The sequence below is a fragment of the Methylocystis parvus genome, assembly GCF_049675845.1.
Taxonomy (GTDB): Bacteria; Pseudomonadota; Alphaproteobacteria; order Rhizobiales; family Beijerinckiaceae; genus Methylocystis; species Methylocystis parvus_A.
Genome location: NZ_CP187161.1, coordinates 207558 through 228433, shown reverse-complemented (window position 1 = coordinate 228433; position 20876 = coordinate 207558). Strand labels below are relative to the sequence as shown.

15 protein-coding genes and 2 pseudogenes are annotated in these 20876 nt (G+C 65.4%); 6 read left to right on the top strand and 11 right to left on the bottom strand.

The features are described from left to right. Positions 1-8: 8 nt before the first annotated feature. The 4 genes from ACPFMJ_RS01255 to ACPFMJ_RS01240 all read right to left on the bottom strand — a co-directional run bounded on the left by ACPFMJ_RS01255 (position 9) and on the right by ACPFMJ_RS01240 (position 5212). Positions 9-689, bottom strand: a complete 681-nt coding sequence (locus ACPFMJ_RS01255; RefSeq protein WP_424362090.1) for a hypothetical protein — start codon at positions 687-689, stop codon at positions 9-11. A 60-nt stretch (positions 690-749) separates the two neighbouring features. Next, a complete protein-coding gene (locus ACPFMJ_RS01250; RefSeq protein WP_424362089.1) occupies positions 750-2966 on the bottom strand; it encodes a CHASE2 domain-containing protein in 2217 nt (738 codons plus the stop codon). Between the two features lie 65 nt (positions 2967-3031). Beyond that, a complete protein-coding gene (locus ACPFMJ_RS01245) occupies positions 3032-3871 on the bottom strand; it encodes a FecR family protein (RefSeq protein ID WP_424362088.1) in 840 nt (279 codons plus the stop codon). A 15-nt stretch (positions 3872-3886) separates the two neighbouring features. Beyond that, positions 3887-5212 (bottom strand): hypothetical protein, encoded by a 1326-nt coding sequence (locus ACPFMJ_RS01240; RefSeq protein WP_424362087.1) that lies wholly within the window; start codon positions 5210-5212, stop codon positions 3887-3889. Positions 5213-5631: 419 nt separating this feature from the next. Here ACPFMJ_RS01240 and ACPFMJ_RS01235 point away from each other — a divergent pair, with 419 nt between their 5' ends. Further along, a complete protein-coding gene (locus tag ACPFMJ_RS01235) occupies positions 5632-5892 on the top strand; it encodes a hypothetical protein (protein ID WP_424362086.1) in 261 nt (86 codons plus the stop codon). Positions 5893-5956: 64 nt separating this feature from the next. On the opposite strand, the gene ACPFMJ_RS01230 is transcribed toward ACPFMJ_RS01235, so the two are convergent. After that, the gene (locus ACPFMJ_RS01230) at positions 5957-6646 is read right to left on the bottom strand and encodes a Crp/Fnr family transcriptional regulator (protein ID WP_424362085.1); all 690 of its coding nucleotides are present in this window, start codon (positions 6644-6646) and stop codon (positions 5957-5959) included. Positions 6647-6816: 170 nt separating this feature from the next. Here ACPFMJ_RS01230 and ACPFMJ_RS01225 point away from each other — a divergent pair, with 170 nt between their 5' ends. Then, entirely contained in the window at positions 6817-7767 is a 951-nt protein-coding gene (locus tag ACPFMJ_RS01225; protein ID WP_424362084.1) for an endonuclease/exonuclease/phosphatase family protein, read from the top strand. A 4-nt stretch (positions 7768-7771) separates the two neighbouring features. Here the strand turns inward: ACPFMJ_RS01225 and ACPFMJ_RS01220 are convergent, their stop codons facing one another. Continuing rightward, entirely contained in the window at positions 7772-8803 is a 1032-nt protein-coding gene (locus ACPFMJ_RS01220) for a M14 family metallopeptidase (protein WP_424362083.1), read from the bottom strand. 2 nt (positions 8804-8805) lie between these two features. Beyond that, on the bottom strand, positions 8806-10209 hold the full coding sequence (locus ACPFMJ_RS01215; RefSeq protein WP_424362082.1) for a hypothetical protein: 1404 nt from the start codon (positions 10207-10209) through the stop codon (positions 8806-8808). Positions 10210-10513: 304 nt separating this feature from the next. Here ACPFMJ_RS01215 and ACPFMJ_RS01210 point away from each other — a divergent pair, with 304 nt between their 5' ends. Together ACPFMJ_RS01210 and ACPFMJ_RS01205 are read left to right on the top strand one after the other, a co-directional pair. Continuing rightward, complete coding sequence (locus ACPFMJ_RS01210; protein ID WP_424362081.1) at positions 10514-11371, top strand: D-amino-acid transaminase; 858 nt, start codon at positions 10514-10516, stop codon at positions 11369-11371. Between the two features lie 112 nt (positions 11372-11483). Beyond that, complete coding sequence (locus ACPFMJ_RS01205) at positions 11484-11657, top strand: DUF1328 domain-containing protein (protein ID WP_424362080.1); 174 nt, start codon at positions 11484-11486, stop codon at positions 11655-11657. Between the two features lie 75 nt (positions 11658-11732). Here the strand turns inward: ACPFMJ_RS01205 and ACPFMJ_RS01200 are convergent, their stop codons facing one another. Next, a complete protein-coding gene (locus tag ACPFMJ_RS01200; protein WP_424362079.1) occupies positions 11733-13766 on the bottom strand; it encodes an NAD(+) synthase in 2034 nt (677 codons plus the stop codon). A 102-nt stretch (positions 13767-13868) separates the two neighbouring features. Further along, on the bottom strand, positions 13869-14162 hold the full coding sequence (locus ACPFMJ_RS01195; protein WP_424362078.1) for a hypothetical protein: 294 nt from the start codon (positions 14160-14162) through the stop codon (positions 13869-13871). Positions 14163-14424: 262 nt separating this feature from the next. On the opposite strand from ACPFMJ_RS01195, the pseudogene fdhF reads away from it, so the two are divergent. Continuing rightward, positions 14425-17284, top strand: a pseudogene (gene fdhF, locus ACPFMJ_RS01190) (formate dehydrogenase subunit alpha). After that, on the top strand, positions 17281-17574 hold the full coding sequence (locus ACPFMJ_RS01185; RefSeq protein WP_424362077.1) for a formate dehydrogenase subunit delta: 294 nt from the start codon (positions 17281-17283) through the stop codon (positions 17572-17574). The pseudogene fdhF and the gene ACPFMJ_RS01185 overlap by 4 nt, the downstream one beginning before the upstream one ends. On the opposite strand, the pseudogene ACPFMJ_RS01180 reads toward ACPFMJ_RS01185, so the two are convergent. Together ACPFMJ_RS01180 and thiL are read right to left on the bottom strand one after the other, a co-directional pair. Further along, a pseudogene (locus tag ACPFMJ_RS01180) lies at positions 17553-19613 on the bottom strand (sodium-translocating pyrophosphatase). The gene ACPFMJ_RS01185 and the pseudogene ACPFMJ_RS01180 sit on opposite strands and share 22 nt — an antisense overlap. Positions 19614-19876: 263 nt before the next feature. Then, positions 19877-20827, bottom strand: a complete 951-nt coding sequence (gene thiL, locus ACPFMJ_RS01175; RefSeq protein WP_424362076.1) for a thiamine-phosphate kinase — start codon at positions 20825-20827, stop codon at positions 19877-19879. Between the last annotated feature and the right edge of the window lie 49 nt (positions 20828-20876).

Below are 20876 nucleotides of genomic sequence, written 5' to 3'. Positions count from 1 at the left end.
ATCTCGGGCTATGCCGGTCGCGCCGCGAGACGTTCGCGCAGATCGGCGTCCGCGCGCTGGAGATTGGCGCGCGCATGCGACAGCCACAGGGCGCGCGACTCTGGCAGGCGGTAGAGCCTGTCGCCGGCATCGAGGAAGCTTTCGAGCATCTGCACGCGGCCCTGATAAAAGGCGCGCTCGGGCGCCCAGCCGAATTCGAAGTGAATGTCGTCGAGATTCTTCTCGAAGACGCTCCACGGCGCGGCGAGCGACGAGAGATCGAGATCGAGGAAGAAATCGAGATCGCGCGAAAAGCCGGGATAAAGCTCGACGAGCGCCCGCGCCTTCATGTGGCTCGCGGTCGCCATGATGAGGTCGTGAACGACCTGCGCCTCGAGCGCGTCAAACCTCGAATGACGCTCGAAAAGTTCGGCGCTGGCGCGAACGTTTTCGGGGTCCGTGCGCGGTCGGCCGTCCGGATCGCGGGTGAGATAGACGGAGTCGTGCCAGAAGATCGCCGCTGCGACGAGATCGGCCCGCGTCGGCAAGTGCGCCAGCGCATCGAGTTTCGTCAGGAGATCGACGATATGTCCCCATGCGTGATAGGCGCGCTGAGGCTCGCGATAGGCGGCGTCGAGCGTGGCGAATGCCTGCGCGTCGTGCCGGGAGGCGAGGAGGGTCCAGTACTTTACGACAATCGTGTCGGTCACAGCGGCTAACTTTCTAGAGCCAATAGGTCGCGCTGAGCGCTGGACGGCGGTGCAAGCAGATCATTTGCTTTGAAGATTCCATATCGAAGACCAACCTTCTTGCAAGCCCTCGCGAGCGAGTTTGGAATATCGTTGGCCCATGGCCAGATAGAGCGCAGGCCACGCGCCGGGTAGCATCTGGCCGAGCCTCTCGGCGCGCATGGCTGCGCCGTCGAATCGGCCCGATTCATAGTCCGTTAGCATCTCCTGATGCGCTGTGCGCCAGCGCACATACGTGTCGGTCCCGGCGAAATCGGGGTCTCCCGCGAGCGCGAAGACATGCGTCGGCTCGGTTCGGCCGACGACGACGATGCGCCCGAGGTCGAGCCAGGCCATGTCCGGGACGGCGTCGCGGATGGCGCGCGAAACGATGATGTCGGTCCCGAAAGCCTTGCTCGCGCCCTCGAGACGCGAGGCGAGATTCACATTGTCGCCGAGGATCGAGTAATCGAAGCGGCGGATCGAGCCCATATTGCCGACGCTTGCGGGCCCGAGATGGAGGCCGAGCCCCATCGCCGCCTCCGTATGCGGCCGCCCCGCGGCCTGCGCCTGCTTCGAGCGCTCGGCGTTGAAGGTCTGCATCGCCGTGCGCATGCCGAGCGCCGCGTGGACCGCCTTTCGCGGATGGTCGGCGATGTCGAGCGGCGCGTTCCAGAAGGCGAGAATCGCGTCGCCCATATATTTGTCGACCGTGCCCTCGCGTTCGAGAATGGCGTCGGTCATGGGCGTCAGATAGTCATTCATGAACTGCGTCAGCTCGCGCGCGCTCAAACCCTCCGACAGACCGGAGAAATTCCGAAGGTCGGAAAAGAGCACGGTCAGCTCGCGCGTCTCGCCGCCCAGGACGAGGCGCTCGGGGTGCTCGGCGATGCGGTCCACGACCGCCGGCGCGACGAATTTGCCGAAGGCGCGCCGCACCTGCCGGCGCGCCATGATCTCCGAGCGCCACAGCGTGACGGCCCCGACAATATAGGCCCCGACGATGACGAGGCTTGGATAAGCGGGGTCGAGCAGCAGCCCGCGCTTCTCGAACAGGTAGAACGAGCCCGCGAAAAGTCCGGCGACGGCAAGCGGCACGAAGGCGGCCGAGACGAGCTGCGGCGCAAGGAAGAGCAGCGGCATGGTCAGCGCAAAGGCGATGATGGCGACGACATATTCGAGCCCCGGCGCCCAATCCGGGCGCGACAGCAAGGCGCCGGTCGTCAGCGACTCCACAATTTGCGCATGAACCTCGACGCCGGGGACGACCGGCTCCAGCGGCGTCGCGCGCACATCGCCGAGTCCGACCGCGAGGGCGCCGATGAAAACGATCCGCCCCTCGACCTCGCTGCGCGGGATGCGTTTCTCCAGAATCGCTTTGGCCGATATGTTTCGCGCCGGCGCCGCGAAGGTGTAACGCGGGCGCACGTCGGCGTTCGGGCCGGTGGCGATCTGAAAGGCGCCGACCTTCACGGCGTTGACGCCGGTCTGCGCGCCATAGGCGGTTTCGCCGCTGGCGTTGGACGAGCGAATGACGACGCTCTGCTCACCCTGCGCGACGCGCAACGCCTCCAGCGCAAGGGACGGCGCAATCGAGGCGCCGACGCGGGTCAGCAGTGGCACGCGCCGCACGACCATGTCGCGGTCCGGCAACCAGTTCGTCGCCCCCAAACCCTGCGCGGTCTCGATGAGCGCCGGCAGCGGAAGAAGCGCCGCCGGGAATGAATAAAGGAAGGGCGCGGGCTCGTCGCCGGCCGAAGCGATCCCCGCCTTGGCGGGGTAGGCTTTCGCGCCCTGGGCCGCGAGCGTGGCGCCGAGCACGACGGGAGCGTCGCGCAGCACGCCGGCGAAGACCGCGTCGCTGTCGGGCGCCTTGGCGACGAGCTTCGACACGTCCGCGCGAAGCTTGGGGTCGGGCAGCGACTCGACGAGCATGCGCGCGCTGGCGCGGTCGGGCTCGGCGAAGATGAAATCGAAGGCGATAACCGCCGGGCCAAGCTCGCGTAGCCGCTCGACCAGCTCGGCGATGCGCGTCCTCGGCCATGGCCATTGGCCGTAGGCCTTCAGGCTCTCCTCATCAATGCCGACGACGCGGGCGGGCGTCTCCGGATCGTAGCGGCGCGGCGACAGGCGCTGGAACTCGTCGAAGACGAGATTGCGCAAGTCGTCCAGCCTGCGCGGCTGCAACGCGCCCCAAGGCAGGACGAGCGCAGCCGCGAGCAAGGTCGCGAAAAGGAAAACCCACTTACGTTTGAACATTCAGCTCCTCGCCGGCGCGCGGCGCATCGAGGCCTCGCGCGACGGCGATAAGTCGACGAGCCTAATTATCGGGGGTTGTACGGGTAATCCCCATAAGGCTCCTCGACGACCGGCGGCGGCGGCGCGGGCTGATTCTCGACGTTGGCGCGGCTTTGGACAAGCGCATTGCCCGCCCAGACGGGTCCGAGCGAATCGAGGCCGGGCGGCGGCTCGACGCTCGCCGGGCGGTCGTCGCCGAGAGCCAGATTGGCGTCCGAGTTTCGTGGCTTGGCCTTCGCGCCGCCCGACTGGCCGATCTGGCTCGCCATCTGCGCGTTGAGCGAGGCGATCATTTCCGGCGGAACGCGGAAGGGCTCCGAAACGCCGGAGCTGCGCGCGCAGACGCCGAAGCCCGGACGATTCAGGGTCTGCGAATCCCCGGCGGCGCCGGTGATCTCGGCGACCCCGTTCTGATGCACGACGAGCGCCTCGCATTCGCCGCCGATGCGCACGAGCACCGAGCCGCCGCGCAGGCCAATCGAGGCCGTCGGCGTCTTGAGCGTCGCGCCCGAGCCGTGGCTGACGCCGCCGCCGACGAAGCGCATGACGCCCTTGGCGACGGTGACGCCCTGGCTGCCGGCGGCGCCGTTATAGACGAAGTCGTCGATGACGACCGAGCTGTTGCGGCCCACAGTCATCGTCGATGAGTCGTTGAAGACGATCTGCGCGCTGCCATCGGCTGTCGTCTCGATGCGCTCGCGCTTCTCGACGCCAAGGCCGACGGCGAGCGGGCGCTTCGAGGCGCCCGGAGGCGTGCCATGGGCTGAAACATTCACCGCGCCGACATTGCCGACCTTTTCGGCCATAGCAGGAACGGCGGCGAGAGCGAGCGCGGAAGCCAGCGCGACAAGGGAGATGTTCTTCATGTCCGGTCTCCCGCCTTAGAATTTCGCCGTCGGGCCGAAGGACACGGCCACATTGTGCATCTTGAAATTGGGAATGTTCGAGTCGTTGCGCATGAACTCGATATTGCCCGCGAAGCCGAAAACATCGGTCACGGGCGCGTCGAGCATGACACCGTAATTCCAGGCCGTGTCGTGGCGCGCGACGAAGGGATTGACCAGAATGTTGGCCGTGTCGAAAGCGAGATTGGTGAAGCGCGCATAGGGCGCGATCGTCCAGCGCCGCGCGATCATCGGGTGCGGCGGATCGACCTCGAAGCGGACCATCGTCTGCACGTCCACCTGATCCGAACTCTGCGCCGCGTAGCCGGCGTTCGCCCGCGAATAGGCGACGCGCCCGTCGAGACGCACGCCGTCCAGCACGCGATAGGAGCCGCTCACATAGCCCGTGACGACGTCGCCCGTGGCAAGCGTCGAGAGAGTCGCATAGGGCGGCACGCCGAAGACATTGCGGCCCGGATCGACCCAGAGGCCGCGCCACTCTGCGCCTGGCTCGAGCCAGGCGTCGGGGCCGAAACCGGCGCGCACGCTCGCGCCCGCGCCGCCCGTGTTGAGATAGTTGTTGGAGCCGAGCATGGAGACGGCGCCGGTGATGTACGGCCGCACGGACAGATTGCTGAAGACCGTCTGCGGCACGAAGAAGCGCGGGCCGGTCGTGGCGGAGAACAGCATCACGCTGTATTGCGGCAGGTTGAACTGCTGCGTGGCGTAGCCGGTGATACGCGTCTCCAGCCGGTCGCCGCGCTGGCCGCCAAATTCATATTCGTGCGCGGCCTGGATGAGCTGGAACGAATTGAGGTCCGCCTTGGCCGGCGCGTTTGAGGCGAGGCCGATGCCGCCGACCTGGAAGAGGTTGCCGACCGGGAAATAGTTGGCGTTCGACTGTCCGCGCAGGCCGACATGCATACGGACAGACAGACGGCTCGTCTGCGTGCGCTTTTCGATATCGGGGAGCTGCGCGTCGATCTGCGCCGTCTGGAGCGGATCGAGATCGCCGGCGGCCTTGGCCGCCTTGAGATGCTCGGCCGCAACTTCCCAGGCGCCGAGGCGCGCATAGAGGAAGCCCAGCTCCTTGCGGGCGCGCGAAAGCTGCGGGTTGAACATGAGCAGGCGCTCGAGCGCGCCGATGCCCGCTTCGTAATCTCTAAGTTCCGTCGTCACCCGCACAAAGCGATAGGTGGCGTCGTAATCTTCCGGATGCGCCTGGATGCGCGCGGCGAGCTGGTCGCGCTCCGCGCGGATGTCCTGCGCCAGAGCCGGCGCCAAAAACGATGCCGCGAGCCAAAGGCCGCCCAAAAGCTTCAAAGAGTTCTTCTTGATGGCAAACAAACCACGCCCCCACTTGAACAATACCGCAGCACGGCCAAGCTGACTCAAAGGTGAGAGCGCGGCAAGGCGAACGGGTCAGACGGCGGATTGCGATCGGCGCACGCAACCATCTGTAATTAAACAATTTACGTGAAGAACAAGCTAAATTCGGCCTTGTGTAAAACCAGAAACAATCCGGCTACTGTTGCATCTAAACAACAGGTTTTGAAGGAACTTTTGGCCTCAGAGGCAACTGGAGCACGATCGCCTGGGAAGACTCGGGCTCAGGCGCCAATGCGTGGCGCGCGCCCAAGCGCCCCCTAAAGGGGCCCCCAGCCACACCACGGCGCCGGGAGAAGGAAGTCGCAACCGGGCGCGGGCCCCCATTGTCGAGCGCCATAAGGCGCCGCAGGACAATGAGCAGATCCGCCGCCTCCCGCGCCGCGCCGGACGAGACGGCCGCGCGGATATCCGCAACGATCCTCGCGCGGGCCATGGCGCGAGAGCTGCGGGCGCGGCGGTATTTCGCCAGCAGGCGTTCGTGCTTTTCGCTCGGGCTCACGCCGAGGACGATTTCATGCGGCGCAAGGCCCGCGACTTCCGAGCAGCGCCCGATCGGCGTCAATACGGCTTTCATCGCCTCCCCCTCTGCAAGAGACGAACATCGTCTCGTTTAGATGGGTCGAAGCTAGAAAACGGCGAGGATTTCGTTTGTGCGAGCGCGCACGCCTCGCGGCGCCGTCACTCGGCGGCGTTCATCGCGTCCTTCACGCGCTTTTCGAGCACGCTCGGACGCAGGAGGACGAGGCCGCCGCGGACCTTTTCCGCAAGCCCCTCTTCCGTCATTGCGCCCAGTTCACGGCTGACCTGCTCGCGGCGGCAGCCGATGCGCGCGGCGAGATCGTGCTGGAAGGGCGGCGGCGAGACGATGGCCTGCCCGTCATGCCCCTTGCGCGGCGCCGACATCCGCAGCAACTCCGAATAGAGCCGGTGGCGCAGATCGAGCACCGAGCGCTCGAAAAGGCGAATGTTCAGCTCGCGCACGCGCGCGGTGAGCAGGCGCATCAGCCGTTCGGAAATCTCCGACGAGTGCAGCACGATCTCCTTGAAGACCGTCGGCGGCACAAGCAAAAGCTCGGCATTGGTCAAAGCCGTGACATTGGCGGAGCGCTTGGCGCCGTCGATCGCGGCCATCTCGCCGAAGAACTTGCCGGCGCTGAAGTCGCCCAGGATCATCTCCTTGCCCGCGGCCGTGCGGACCAGAACGCGGACGTCGCCGGAAACGATGAAATAAACGTCGGTCGAGGGATCGTCGAAGTCGAGGACGAGTTCTCCCTCGGAATAGCGCTTGCGGACGCATTGGCGTCCAAAAGAGTCGGCCCGGGCGGGATCGAGCCCGGCGAAAAACGGTATGCCGTCGAAAACGGACACGGCGAGGAACTCCGCTGGAGGAAAGAAAAATCACGGGGATAGTGACGCCAAACGCCGCCGTCGTCGAGGGGGAAGCGACGCATCCGCGCGGCGGCTTAGGAGAATTTTGAGGCTGGCGTAGAGCCGGCGCCGCTCTGGCGCAGGCGAACGAACCGGGCGACAATCGGACGATGACCCTGCGGCTCGCTTCCTTCAATCTCGAAAATCTCGACTGGTCGCCGACCCATCGGAGCGATTTCGAAGCGCGCCGCGCCGCCCTGCTCCCGCTTTTCGCCGCCCTCGACGCGGATGTCATCTGCCTGCAGGAAGTCGGCGCGCAGAAGCCGCACAAGCATGGCGCCCGCGAATTTCTCGCGCTCGACCGCCTGCTCGACGGGACGCCCTATGCAGGCTTCTACCGCGCGGCCAGCAGGCGGCCGGGAACGCACGCGCCCGCCGACGTCCATAATCTCGTGATGCTGAGCCGCTGGCCGATCAAGGCGGCGCGGCAGATTCATCACGACATTGTCGAGAGATGGTCCTGGCCCCCGCCCCGCGACGGCGGCGCAGCGCCGCCGCCCATCCTGATCGAATGGGATCGGCCGCTGCTCTACGCGGCGGTCGAGACGCCGTCCGGCGCCCTGCTCCATCTCCTCGACCTGCATCTGCGCGCCCCCCGCCCCGCGCCCGTCGCGACCGCGCGTGGCGAAGGCTCCAGCAAGTCGCAGATCGAGGGGCAGTTCATCGCGGCGCAGAAACGCGAGGGTCAGGCGCTGGAGGCGCGGCTTTTCGTGGAGACCCTCTTCGACGCCGAACCGGAAGCGCTGATCGCCGTCTGCGGCGACTTCAACGCGGACGAACATGACGCGCCGACCCGCCTCCTGCGCGGCGGCGACAACGAATTGCAGCAGGGCGCGCGCGCGCTGGCGCCGATGGAGGAGCGCGTGGACGCCGCGCGCCGATACACGGTGATCCATGCGGGGCGGCCGAAGATGCTGGACCATATTCTGGCGTCGCCGGCGTTGGCTGCGGCGTGGCGGGAGACGCGTATTCTCAATGACGGGCTGTTAGATGAGGTCTATGCCTCCGACCCGATACTGGGGTCGCTGCATGCGCCGATCGTGGCCTGTTTTGAGATCTGAGGGCTCACAGCCGCTCGCCGTCCATCCCGATCCGATGCATCAGATAACACAGGCAATCGAGTTGCACGGCGCGCGGATCGACTGTCAGCATCGCGGGAATTGCGCTGCGCGTCAGCGTGATCTCGCCCCCAGCGTAATCGAAATACTCGCCCGGCGACCCGTCCCCGTCCCCCGGCAGAATGTCGAGCGCCACCCCCGCCCGCGCGACGCCGAAGGACGCGCCGGGCGCGAGCTCGCTGAAATTCAGATGGTCGATATCCGGGCGGAACATGAAATCCGCGAGCGACCCGTCGAACGAGAAGGTCGACCCCGCCGGCGGCTTCACGATGGCGTAGGTGCGCAGCAGATCGACATCGTGCGGCGCGGGCGCATGGTCGGGGAGTTGCGCGATCGAGAGCGCCGCCTCCACCAGCTCGATCGCGTGCTGGGTCGCCGAGCCCGCGCCCGCCTTGCCGCATTCGACCGTGATCGCCGGGCAGAGATTGGCGAAAGCCGCCGCCTGTGTGCCGACCGGTCGCTGGAAATGCACGACGATGCGCGAGAAGAGCTGCGCGAGCGCGATGAATTTCGGCTCCAGCTTCCGCACGCAGGCATAGTGCGGATTGAAGCCGGTGTTGTTGTGAATGTCGATGCTCGCGAAAAGCCCGCGCCGCGCCGCGTAATCATAGACCCACTGCGCCATCTCGGACTGCTGCTCGCCGGGATAAAGCGTGCCGGGCCAAACGCGGTTATAGTCGCGCTCGCCGTCGAGCGTTCGCAGATTGACAGAAGCCGCGCGGATATTCCCGACGAAGAAGAGCAGAGAACGCGGCAGGCCGCGCGCCGCGTGACGGCGCAGCACCTGCTGCATGGCTTCGAGCCCGCTATATTCGTTGCCATGCAGCAGCGTCGAGACGAAAAGCGGATGCGGGTCGCGCCCCGGAAGATCGAAAAGCGTCGGACCGGGCAGAATGTCGCTCAGCTTGTCGGCGGGGCAGTCCAGAAAACCTTCCGGCAGTCGATCCATCACGGCGCAGGGCGCGTCGGTCACATCCATTCTCACACTTCCCATTCATGCACGGGCGCGCCGCTGCGCTGCCCTTCGCAATAGGCGGCCATCATCGCGTAAAGATCGCCGCCGCAAGATTCGAGCGCGCGTCGTTGCCAGACGGCGCCGGTCTGCCCTGTTCGGATGCGCGCTTCGATGACATCGAGAAAGCCGCGCGAATCCGTCACGCCGAAATCCGAGAGCCCCGCGCGGGCGGCGGGAAGCAGATGGTCGAGCAGCAATTTGTCCGCGCCGATGTCGCCGAGGCCCGGCCATGTCATCACGGCGTCGAGCCCAAGCCGCGCGGCGGTGTAGAAGTTGCGCGACGCGTCCTCGAAGGAGAGCCCCGCCGTTCCATTGTCGCCCGCGAGCGCCAGCGTGCGCGTGAGGCCGAGATAGAGCGCGGCGTTCGCCATCATGTCCACGAAGCTCGGCCCGGCGGGCAGGATACGGTGCTCGACGCGCAGATGCGGGGCGCCGTCGTCGTCGAAGCCGATGAGCGGCCGGTTCCAACGCCAGATGACGCCGTTGTGCAAACGCAGGTGGCGCATCGCCTCGGCGTCGTCGTCAAAGGCGATGGGGAGCAGAGGATCGTAGTCGCGGGCGTTCTCCTCGAAGATCTCGAGGAGCGATTGCGACGCGAAGCCCGACCCCATGCAGACGCGCGACGGACCCGGCACATCCACCGCCTGCTCGAAAAGCGGGATGCGCGTCTCCTCCCACAGCGACTTGCCGAAGAGGAAGGGCGCGTTGCCGCAAGCGGCGATGATCGGGCCGGAGGCGACGATAGACGCGTTGTAATAGAGATGCGCGAGATCGACGGGCGATTTCAGATGCACCTGAAAGGAGGTCGTCGCCGCCTCCAGCATCACGTCGCGATGCTCGGAGACGAGATGTTCGCGGCCGAGAATGTCGACGCGCAAGGGCCGTCCGCCGCGCATTCGCAGCACCTCGCTGTTGAGCGCATAGTACCGGTTGAGCGGCGACATGTTGGCGAGGGTAAGGTCCTCGTCGCGGATCGTCGGCAGCGTGCCGATCAGCACGAGATTGGCGTCGAGCCGATGCGCCGTCTCGTTGCAGGCCGCCCAGACCTTGATGAACGCGTCATAGGCGCTGCCAAGCGCATCGCCTTCGAGCGGCAGCGGGTCGCAGTTGAGCTCCAGATTGAAGCGCGACAGCTCGGGCACGACCAGCGGATTGTCGAGCGCTTCGAGCAGTTGCTGGTTGATCGAGGCCGGGAAGTAATTGTGATCGACGATCCAGGTCTCGATCTCGAAGCCGATCGTGTGGCCGGCGCGGGAGAATTTGTCGGCGGCGAAAAGCCCCCTCGCGATCTCCGTCTCGGCCGCCAGCCGCCCGGCGAACCGCGCCTTGTCGGCCCGTGAAAAGCCCGTCGCCTTGATTTCCTCGCCCACGGCCGCTTCCCTTTTTGATCCTTCTATTACGTAGGCGCGGCGCGGGAAAGTGACGAAGGGTCGCGCGACGGACGAGGGCGGGAACACCCTCTCCCCGCCTGCGGGGAGAGGGTTGGGGTGAGGGGCGGGCAAGGTCAGCGAGGCTCCGAGCGGGCCAAAAGGCCTCTCCCGCCGAGGCGCGCAGCGGTCGCTCCGCCCCTCACCCTGGCCCTCTCCCCGTTGCACGGGGAGAGGGAAATGAGCAGCGCGACATAAGGCGCGCATCTGCGCTAAACAACACAGCAAAACCAGGAGGCCCCTCCCCTTGTCCGACATCGCCTATGTCAACGGCGCCTATCTGCCGCTCGCCGACGCCCAGATCTCCATCCTCGACCGCGGCTTTCTCTTCGCCGACGGCGTCTACGAAGTCGCCGCCGTCATCGACGGCAGGCTGATCGACAACGACGCCCATATCGCGCGGCTGGAGCGCTCGCTCGGAGAGTTGCGGCTCGAAAGCCCGGTCCCCATGGCGGAGATCGTCGAGATCGAGAAAGCGCTGGTCGCCCGCAACGGCGTCGCGGAGGGCATGGTTTATCTGCAGGTGACGCGCGGCGCGGCGGAGCGGGATTTCTCCTTTCCGAAAGGCGTAAAACCGACGCTCATCGGCTTCGCGCAGAAGAAGAACATCCTCGCCTCCCCCTATGCCGAGAAAGGCATCAAGGTCGTGACCGTCCCCGACCTGCGCTGGGCGCGGCGCGACATCAAGAGCGTCGCCCTGCTCGCTCAGGTGCTCGCCAAGCAGGCGGCGACGGAAGCCGGCTGCCACGAAGCGTGGATGGTGGACGCGGGCGGCTTCGTTACCGAAGGCTCTTCCTCGACCGCCTTCATCGTCACCAGAGCGGGCGCCATCGTCACACGGCCGAACTCCGAAGCGATCCTCCCCGGCTGCACGCGCCGCTCGGTGCTGGCGCTCGCGCAGGAGCATGGGCTGAAGATCGAGGAGCGCGCTTTCACCGTCGCGGAAGCCTATGACGCGGGCGAGGCCTTTCTGACCTCGGCCTCCAATCTCGTCCTTCCTATCGTCGCCATTGACGGGCGGCAGCTCGGCGACGGGGCGCCTGGCCCGCACGCAAGGCGACTTCGCTCACTCTATCTCGATTTCGCGCGCGCGACTGCTCTCTGATCAGCTTACGATGCGCTCGGCGCCGCTCCAGGCTGCGCCGCGCCGCTCGCGCCGGAACAGTAGCGGCGAGCGCGCGTTCTGCCTCCGAATGAACGTCTCCAAGGAGGTCAACATGGGCAGCCTGCTGCACTATGCGATCCTGTTCCTGATCGTCGCAATCATTGCCGCTTTCTTCGGATTCGGCGGCGTCGCCGGCACGGCGATGGAAGGCGCGCGGATTCTCTTCTGGGTCGCGCTGGTTCTCTTCGTCATCTCCGCTGTCGCAGGTTTCCTCCGCAGGGCCTGACGACGAAGTTTTTCTCTTCGGTGCTCCCGACTGGCCGGCGTTAGCCGGCCTCTTTTTTGCGACGCCGGCGCTCTTTTACGGAATGTCCTTCAACGCGGCGAGCCACGCCTCGGGCGACGAGTCGCTCGGCGCGCGCCAATCGCCGCGCGGCGAGAGCGAACCGCCGGAGCTCACCTTTGGCCCATTCGGCAGGGCGGAGCGCTTGAACTGACTCGTCGCGAAGAAGCGGCGCAGGAAGACGGCGAGCCAGTGCTTGATCTCCGCGAGATCATAGGCGCCCCGATCCTTCTCGGCGATCACAGACGGCCACGCGCCCTCCTTGGCGTCGCGCCAGGCATGCCAGGAAAGGAAGGCGACTTTTGTCGGAGAAAAGCCGTAACGCGTCGTGTAATAAAGGTTGAAGTCCTGCAGCGCATAGGGACCGACAAAGGCTTCGGTGCGCTGCGCCGTGTCGCCGGGAACGAGTTCCGGCGAAATTTCCGTCGAGAGAATGTCTTTCAGCACCGAGACTGTCTGCGCCCCGAACCGCGCGTCGCGCGCGCACCAGCGGATGAGATGCTGGATGAGCGTCTTCGGCACGGAGGCGTTGACATTGTAATGCGCCATCTGATCGCCGACGCCATAGGTGCACCAGCCGAGCGCAAGCTCCGAAAGATCGCCGGTGCCGATGACGATGGCGTTGTGCAGATTGGCGAGGCGGAAAAGCAGCGACGTGCGCGCGCCGGCCTGCACATTTTCGTATGTCGTATCGTAGAACGCTTCGCCGCGTGCGGCCGGATGGTCGATGTCTTCGAGCATCTGCTTGCAGGCGGCGGAGACGTCGATCTCCTGCGCCGAGACGCCGAGCGCGCGCATCAGCGCCCAGGCGTTGCTCTTGGTGCGATCGGTCGTTGCGAAAGCAGGAAGCGTATAAGCGAGGATGTTGGTGCGCGGCAGGCCAAGCGCGTCCATCGCCGTGACCGCCACGAGAAGCGCCTGCGTCGAGTCGAGGCCGCCCGACACGCCGATGACGACCTTCTCCATGCCGGAGGCGCGCAGCCGTTGTTCGAGTCCGTGCGACTGAATGTTGAAGGCCTCGAAGCAAAGCTCCGCCAGCCGGGCCTCGTCATTGGGGACGAAGGGGAAGCGCGGGACGCCGCGCATCAGTCCAAGATCAATGTCGCGCGGCGCATTGAGCTCGAATTCCACGCGGCGATAATGCGTCGCGCCCGCCTCCACATCGGCGCAATCGCCGAAGGTCGCTTGCCGCGCACGCTCGGCCGCGAGGCGCCCGAGGTCGATATCCGCCATGACGAGTTGCGGTTCGTCCGAGAATCGCGGCGCCTTGGCGAGCAGATCGCCTTTCTCATGGATCATCGCCTCGCCGTCCCAGGCGAGATCGGTCGTCGACTCGCCCTGCCCCGCCGCCGAATAGACATAGGCGGCCAGACAGCGCGCCGAATGCGTGGAACACAAAGTCTGCCGATAATCGGATTTCCCAACGATGGCGTTGGAGGCCGAGAGATTGAGCAGCACCGTCGCGCCCGCAAGCGCCGCGCGCGAGGAAGGCGGAATGGGAACCCAAACGTCCTCGCAAACTTCCAAATGGATCACGAGGTCGGCAAAGTCCGAGGCTTCCAGCAGCACATCCGAACCGAAGGGCGCGATCTGGCCCGCGACGGCAATCTCCTCGCCCGCGATGAAGGCGCCCGACGCGAAGTGACGCTTTTCGTAAAACTCGCGATAGTTCGGCAGATAGGTTTTCGGCGTCACCGCAAGGACGCGCCCGCGCAGAATGGCGACGGCGCAATTATAGAGCCGCCCGCGATGGCGCAGCGGCGCGCCAACGACGATGAGCGGATGAAGCTTGCGCGACGCTTCAATCAGTTCCATCAGCGCGGCCTCGACAGCGACGAGCAGCGCGTCCTGCTGCAGCAGATCGTCGATGGCGTAAGCTGAAATTCCCATTTCCGGAAAAAGGACGAGCGACGCCCCTTTCTCATGCGCCCGCCCGGCGAGTTCGATCGTGCGCGCGACATTGAAGGCAGGATCGGCGACGCGCACGCGCGGGCAGGCGACCGCGGCGCGGATGAAGCCATGTGTGTGCAGCGAAAAGAAAGGATGGGTCATCTGAACTCGCGCGAGCGCGCCGAAGCGCGCTGGTAGGTGTGTGTAATAATGCCTCAAAGGCGCTCTGACCGCCATCGGCGCGCGCCGCCGCGATACGGCTGCCTATCCCAGCAAGCCGAGCCCAAAGCCGAGCAGCGCCGTCAGCGCCCCAACGGCCAGAAAAGCGAGGCCAGAGGCGCGCCGCCCCAGGCTGAACGCCAGCCAGACGCCGATCAAAGCGAGGGCCACGCCGATTTCACCCGCGCCGAGCCACCGCGCCTTGTCGCCCACATAATGAACAGGCGGGCTCACCTTGCTCGCGAGCCAATAGCTGTCGAACCAGATCGCGGAGGCGCCGCGTGTGGCGGTAATCAGCGCAAGGGACCAGCAGATAAGAAACTCGGCTCTCTTCTTCATTCGACCAAACGTCTCCCAACCGGCGCAAAACCAACGATTGGACAAAAGTCTTAACGGACAGGCGAAAGGTTCCGTCTCTGGCTCGCTGGCTCCAAAGCTTGAGACTGCGAGGCTGTAAGCGAGATCCATTTGTTTAACCTATGAGTCAAATTCAGTTTTTCTATGCAATCCCTGAAATTTCAACGCTTAAGATCATATTTCGAAGAGTTCTAAACCGAAGGCGCTGCGCCCGCGCGGCCGCCGAGGGGAAAGGAAATTCGACATGTGGTCCGAAATACGCGGCCTGAAGGACGACATTGATTACGGCACCCCGCCCCGCGACGGGACGCCCGTCACCCTTGAGATCGACGGCGTCACCGTCACCGTCCCCGCCGGAAGCTCGGTGATGCTGGCCGCCGCGGCGGCGGGCCGACCGGTTCCCAAGCTCTGTGCGACGGACATGCTGGAGGCCTTCGGCAGTTGCCGGGTCTGTCTCGTGGAGATCGAGGGGCGCGGCGGCTTTCCGGCGAGCTGCACCACGCTTGTCGCGGAAGGGATGAAGGTCAAGACGCAGAGCGAAAATCTCGCGCGGCTGCGCAAGGGCGTACTGGAGCTCTACCTCTCGGACTTCCCCGAAAGCGAAGTCGCCGACGGCTGGAGCGAGTTCCACGAGACATTGACGGCGGAAGGGATTGTTTCGCATCCCTATGGCGAGGGCGCGAACCATTTCGACGCGCCGATCGATGAGTCGAACCCTTACTTCCTGTTCGATCCGACGAAATGCATCGTCTGCTCGCGCTGCGTGCGCGCCTGCGCCGAGGTTCAGGGCACGTTCGCGCTGACCATTACGGGCCGCAGCTTCGAGTCCAAAGTCGCGGCCGGGCAGGACCAATCGTTCTTCGAATCCGAATGCGTGAGCTGCGGCGCCTGCGTGCAGGCCTGCCCGAGCCATGCTTTGGTCGAAAAAAGCCTCTTCGAGGGAGAGTACAAAAATGCCGAACCCGTTGAAGCCTGAGAAATCGGTCGTCACCACCTGCGCCTATTGCGGCGTCGGCTGCGGCTTCAAGGCCGAGACGCGCGGCGACAAGATCGTGCGCATGACTCCGTGGAAGGAAGGCAAGGCCAATCACGGCCATAGCTGCATCAAGGGCCGCTTCGCCTACGACTATTACAACTCGCCCGATCGCGTGAAGACGCCGCTGATACGCGCCTCGATCGACGATCCCTGGAAGGCGGTGAGCTGGGACGAAGCCTTCGCTTACGCCGCCAGCGAGTTCAAGCGCATCCAGGCGAAATACGGCGTGAAGTCCGTCGGAGCCGTCTCGAGCTCGCGCTGCACGAATGAGGAAATCTTCCTCACGCAGAAATTCGCGCGCGCGGTGTTCGGGAACAACAATATCGACAACTGCGCCCGCATCTGTCACTCGCCCACGCAGTTCGGTCTGACCAACACCGTCGGCGCAGGCGCGGCGAGCCAGCATTTCGACTCCATCCTTCAGGCCGATGTCATCATGGTCGTCGGCGCCAATCCGACGGAAGGCCATCCGGTCTTCGGCTCGCTGATGAAGCGGCGCATCCGGCAGGGCGCGAAGCTCATCGTGATCGATCCGCGCAAGACGGAGACGGTGGAATCCGCGCATGTCAAAGCGGATGTGCATCTCGCCATCCGCCCCGGCACGAATGTCGCGATCCTCGACAGTCTCGCCCATGTGATCGTGCGCGAGAAGCTCTACAATGAAGAGTTCGTGCGCGCACGCTGCGAAATAAACGAGTTCGAGAACTGGAAGGCGCTTGTCGGCTCCGACAAATACGCGCCGGAAGTCATCGGCCCGCTCGCCGGCGTCGATCCGGAAGACATTCGCAAGGCGGCGCGCCTTTATGCAGGCGGCCCAAACAGCGCGATCTATTACGGCCTCGGCGTCACCGAACATTCGCAGGGCTCGACGGGCGTGATGTGCCTCGGCAATCTCGGCCTTTCCTGCGGCATGCTGGGACGCGAAGGCGTCGGCGTTAACCCGCTGCGCGGCCAGGGCAATGTGCAGGGCGGAAGCTGTCTCGGCAGCTGGCCGCATGTGTTCAGCGGCTATCGCTTCGTGACGGATTACGCCACAAGGTCCAGCTTCGAGGCCGAATGGGGCGTGCCGCTCGACGCGGAGCCTGGCCTGCGCCTCCCCAACATGCTCGACGCCGCCGTCGCCGGCTCGTTCAAGGGCATGTACATCATGGGCGAAGACCCGGTGCAGAGCGACCCGAACCAGCACCACGTCATCGCCGCGATGAAGAACATGGAGTGCGTCATTCTCCATGACCTCTTCCTCAACGAGACGTCGAAATACGCCCATATCTTCCTTCCCGGCTCCTCGTCGCTGGAGAAGGACGGCACCTTCACCAACGCCGAGCGGCGCGTCTCGCGCGTGCGCAAGGTGATCGAGCCGCTCGCCGGCCTGCAGGACTGGGAGATCACGGTGAAGCTCATGAACGCCATGGGCTACGGCGTGACCTATTCCAACCCCGGCGAAGTGCTGGACGAGATCGCGCGGCTGTCGCCCAATTATCGCGGCATGAGCTTCGACCTGATCGACCGCATCGGCTCGGCTCAGTGGCCCTGCAACGAGGAGGCGCCCGAGGGCACGGAAGTGCTGCACATAGAGAAGTTCCCCCGCGCCAACGGGCTCGGGACGTTCATGCTCACGGAGTATGTGCCGACGGCGGAACGCACCAACGACAAATATCCCTTGCTGCTCACGACGGGCCGCATCCTCACGCAATACAATGTCGGCACGCAAACGCGGCGCACGCCGAACTCGCTGTGGCATCCCGAGGACGTGCTCGAAATCAACGAGCAGGACGCGATCTCTCGCGGCGTGAAGGAGGGCGACTGGGTGAAGATGTCCAGCCGCTTCGGCCAGATCGAACTGCGCGCGCGGATTTCCGAGCGCGTCAATCCGGGGGTGGTTTACACGACGTTCCATCATGCCAAGTCGAAGGCCAACGCCGTCACGTCGGATCTCTCCGACTGGGCGACGAACTGCCCGGAATATAAGGTTACGGCGGTGGACGTCGTGCGCACCAACGGCCCCGCGGCCGAAGCCGGGCGCGACGCGGCGACGCGGCGCATCGAGGAATTGGAGCCGGCCGAATGAGCACGACGCAGCAAAACGCCGGCGCCGACATCCCGGTGATGGCGCTCGACCGTATCGTCCTGATGGCCAATCAGATCGGCGACTTCTTCGCGCCCTATCCGCCGGAGCGGCGCGCCGAGGGCATCCGCAACCATCTGCGCACCTATTGGGATCCGCGCATGCGCGACGAGTTGCTGACGCTGATCGAACAGGGCGGGGCCGGTCTGGCGCCGCATGTGATCGAGGGCGCGAGGCTGCTTCGCGAAGAGGCGCACGCCAAGCCCGGCTATTACGGGCCGCCCAAGGCGTAAAAGCGAGCAGCGAAAGAGAGTAACGCGACGATATTGGTGATCTTGATAGCGGGGTTGACCGCAGGACCGGCGGTGTCCTTGTAGGGATCGCCGACCGTGTCGCCGGTGACGGATGCCTTGTGGGCTTCCGAGCCCTTCATGTGCTTGACGCCATCTTTGTCGACGAAGCCGTCTTCGAAGGACTTCTTGGCGTTGTCCCAAGCGCCGCCGCCCGACGTCATCGAGATCGCGACGAAGATGCCGGTGACGATCACGCCGAGAAGCAGCGCGCCTACGGCAGAAAAGGCAGCGCCTTTACCGGCGATGGCATTGACGACGAAGAAGAGCACGATCGGCGACAGGACCGGCAGCAGCGACGGCACGATCATTTCCTTGATCGCGGCGCGCGTCAGCAGATCGACGGCACGGGCATAATCGGGCTTCTCGGTACCCTTCATGATGCCGGGCTTGGCTTTGAATTGCCGCCTCACCTCTTCGACGATGGAACCGGCCGCGCGGCCGACGGCCGTCATCGCGAGGCCGCCGAAGAGATAGGGATGAGGCCGCCGAAGATCAGGCCCGCGACGACGTAGGGATTTTCGAGACCGAAGTTGACCTCAACGCCCTTGAAGAACTGATAGCCCGTGGCGCCGGCCTTGTTCGCTTCTTCAATGAAGTGATGAAGATCATAGTTGTAGGCGGCGAAGAGCACCAGCGCGCCGAGACCGGCCGAGCCGATGGCATAGCCCTTGGTCACCGCCTTGGTGGTGTTGCCGACGGCATCGAGCGCGTCGGTGGACTGACGGACGTCTTTCGGCAGGCCCGGCCATTTCGGCGATGCCACCAGCGTTATCGGTGACAGGACCGAAGGCATCGAGCGCGACGATCATGCCGGCAAGGCCCAGCATCGTCGTCGTGGCGATGGCCGTGCCGAACAGGCCGCCGAGTTGATAGGTGGCGATGATGGCCGCAACGATGGCGATGGTCGGCAATGCGCAGGCCTCAAGCGAAACAGCCAAGCCCTGAATGACATTGGTGCCATGGCCGGTCACCGACGCCTGCGCGATCGAACGGACCGGGCGCTTGCCGTGCCGGTGTAGTATTCGGTGATCCAGACGATGAGGCCGGTCAGAACCAGACCGACGATTCCGCACAGGAACAGATTGCTGCCGGTGATGGTCTGGCCCGCAGCCGTCCCGACCTCGCCGAAGCCGCCGAGAACATACTGCGTCGCAACGTAGAGACCGAGGATCGACAGCACGCCGGAAGCGATCACGCCGCGATAGAGCGCGCCCATGATCGAACCGTTGGTGCCGAGCTTCACAAAGTAAGTGCCGACGATCGATGTCACGATGCAAGCGGCGCAGATCGCGAGCGGATAGAGGGTGAGCGCTGAAAGGTTCGGCTGGCCGGCGAAGAAGATCGCGGCGAGAACCATGGTCGCGACGACGGTCACGGCATAGGTTTCGAACAGGTCGGCCGCCATGCCGGCGCAATCGCCGACGTTGTCGCCGACGTTATCGGCGATGGTCGCCGGGTTGCGCGGATCGTCCTCGGGAATGCCCGCCTCGACCTTGCCGACGAGATCGCCGCCGACGTCTGCACCCTTGGTGAAGATGCCGCCGCCGAGACGCGCGAAGATCGAGATCAGCGAGGCGCCGAAGCCGAGCGCCACGAGGCGTCGACGAGCGCGCGATCGGCAGGCGTGTAGCCGACGAACCAGGTGAGGATCGCGTAATAGATCGCGACGCCGAGCAGCGCGAAGCCTGCGACCAAAAGGCCGGTGACCGCGCCGGCCTTGAAGGCGATGTCGAGGCCTTTGCTCAGCGATGCGTCGCGGCCTGCGCCGTGCGGACGTTCGCCCGGACGGAGACGTTCATGCCGATGAATCCGGCGGCTCCCGAAAGAACCGCGCCGATCAGGAAGCCGATGGCCTGCAGGGGCCCGAGCAGCAGCCAGGCGAGGATGAAGATGACGACGCCGACGATGCCGATGGTGCGGTATTGCCTGCTGAGATACGCCTGTGCGCCTTCTCGAACGGCGGCGGCGATCTCCTGCATGCGCGACTCGACGGCGTCCCCTATGACATCTCTGAGGCGCGACGCATCCGCACCCAGAGCTGCTTCAACATTTTCGCCCGCGTCCCGACCGGGGCCGCGCCTCACAACGCCTACCCCTCCGCTTCGGACGGATTCTGGCTGATGCTTCGGCCCCTCGAGCCCGGGAAGCACACGCTGAAATTCGGGGGGCGCTACAATAATCGGCTTTCGGAATATGGCCGGATGATCCAGGATATCGAATACGAGCTTGTCGTGCGCTGACCCTAGAAGTGGCTGAAGGAAGGCCTCTCGAAAACGATCGGCGTTCCGTCGGCGGCTCGAAACACCGGCGCGGCCCCGCCCTCGATGATCGAACCGATGCGGACCGCGCCCTCGGGCGGCGGAGCGAGGGGGGACGCGCTGAAAAGAATTTCGTAGTCGTCGCCGCCCGTCAGCGCACGGCTCAAAAGCCCGGGCTCCAGCGCGATCGCCTCCATCGCGGCGGCTGAGAGCGGCACACGCGCCGCCTCGACCGCGGCGCCCACGCCCGACGCCTTGCACAGCTTGCCGAGGTCGCCGGCAAGGCCGTCCGAGACATCCATCGCCGCCGTCGCATGGGCGCGCAGCAGCGGAACGAGATCGAGCCGCGGCCGCGGCAAGAGATAACGGTCGAGGAGATCCGCGCGCGCCTGCGGGGAGAGACGCGCCGAGAGGCTCTCGTCGTGGCGCAAGGCGAGGCCGAGCGCGGCGTCTCCGATTGTCCCGGACACATAGATAGCGTCGCCGGGCTTCGCCCCTGTGCGGGGCACGAAGCGCGGGGTGCGGCCGAGCGCCGTGATGGAGATCGTCAACGGCCCCGGCGTCGCCGTCGTGTCGCCGCCGATCAGCGGGGCGGCGTAGGCGCGCGCGTCTTCAGCAAGGCCAGTTGCGAAGGCGGCGAGCCAGTCATTCGTCCAGTCGGCGGGCAGCGCGAGCGCGAGGAGGAAGCCGACCGGCTCGGCGCCCTTGGCGGCGAGGTCGGAGAGATTGACCCGCAGCGCCTTCTTCGCAATCAGTCCGGGCGGGTCGCCGGGGAAGAAATGCACGCCGCCGACAAGCATGTCGACCGTGGCGACCGTCGGCTCGGAGGACGCCTCGATCAGCGCCGCGTCGTCTTTCAGACCCAGCGCGGCAGGACCTGCGATCGGCGCGAAGATGCGGGCGATGAGTTGGTCTTCAGTGTAGCGGTTCGGCATCTCCTCGCCCTCGTGCTTCGAGACGCTCGCGCCGCTCGCTCCTCAGCAT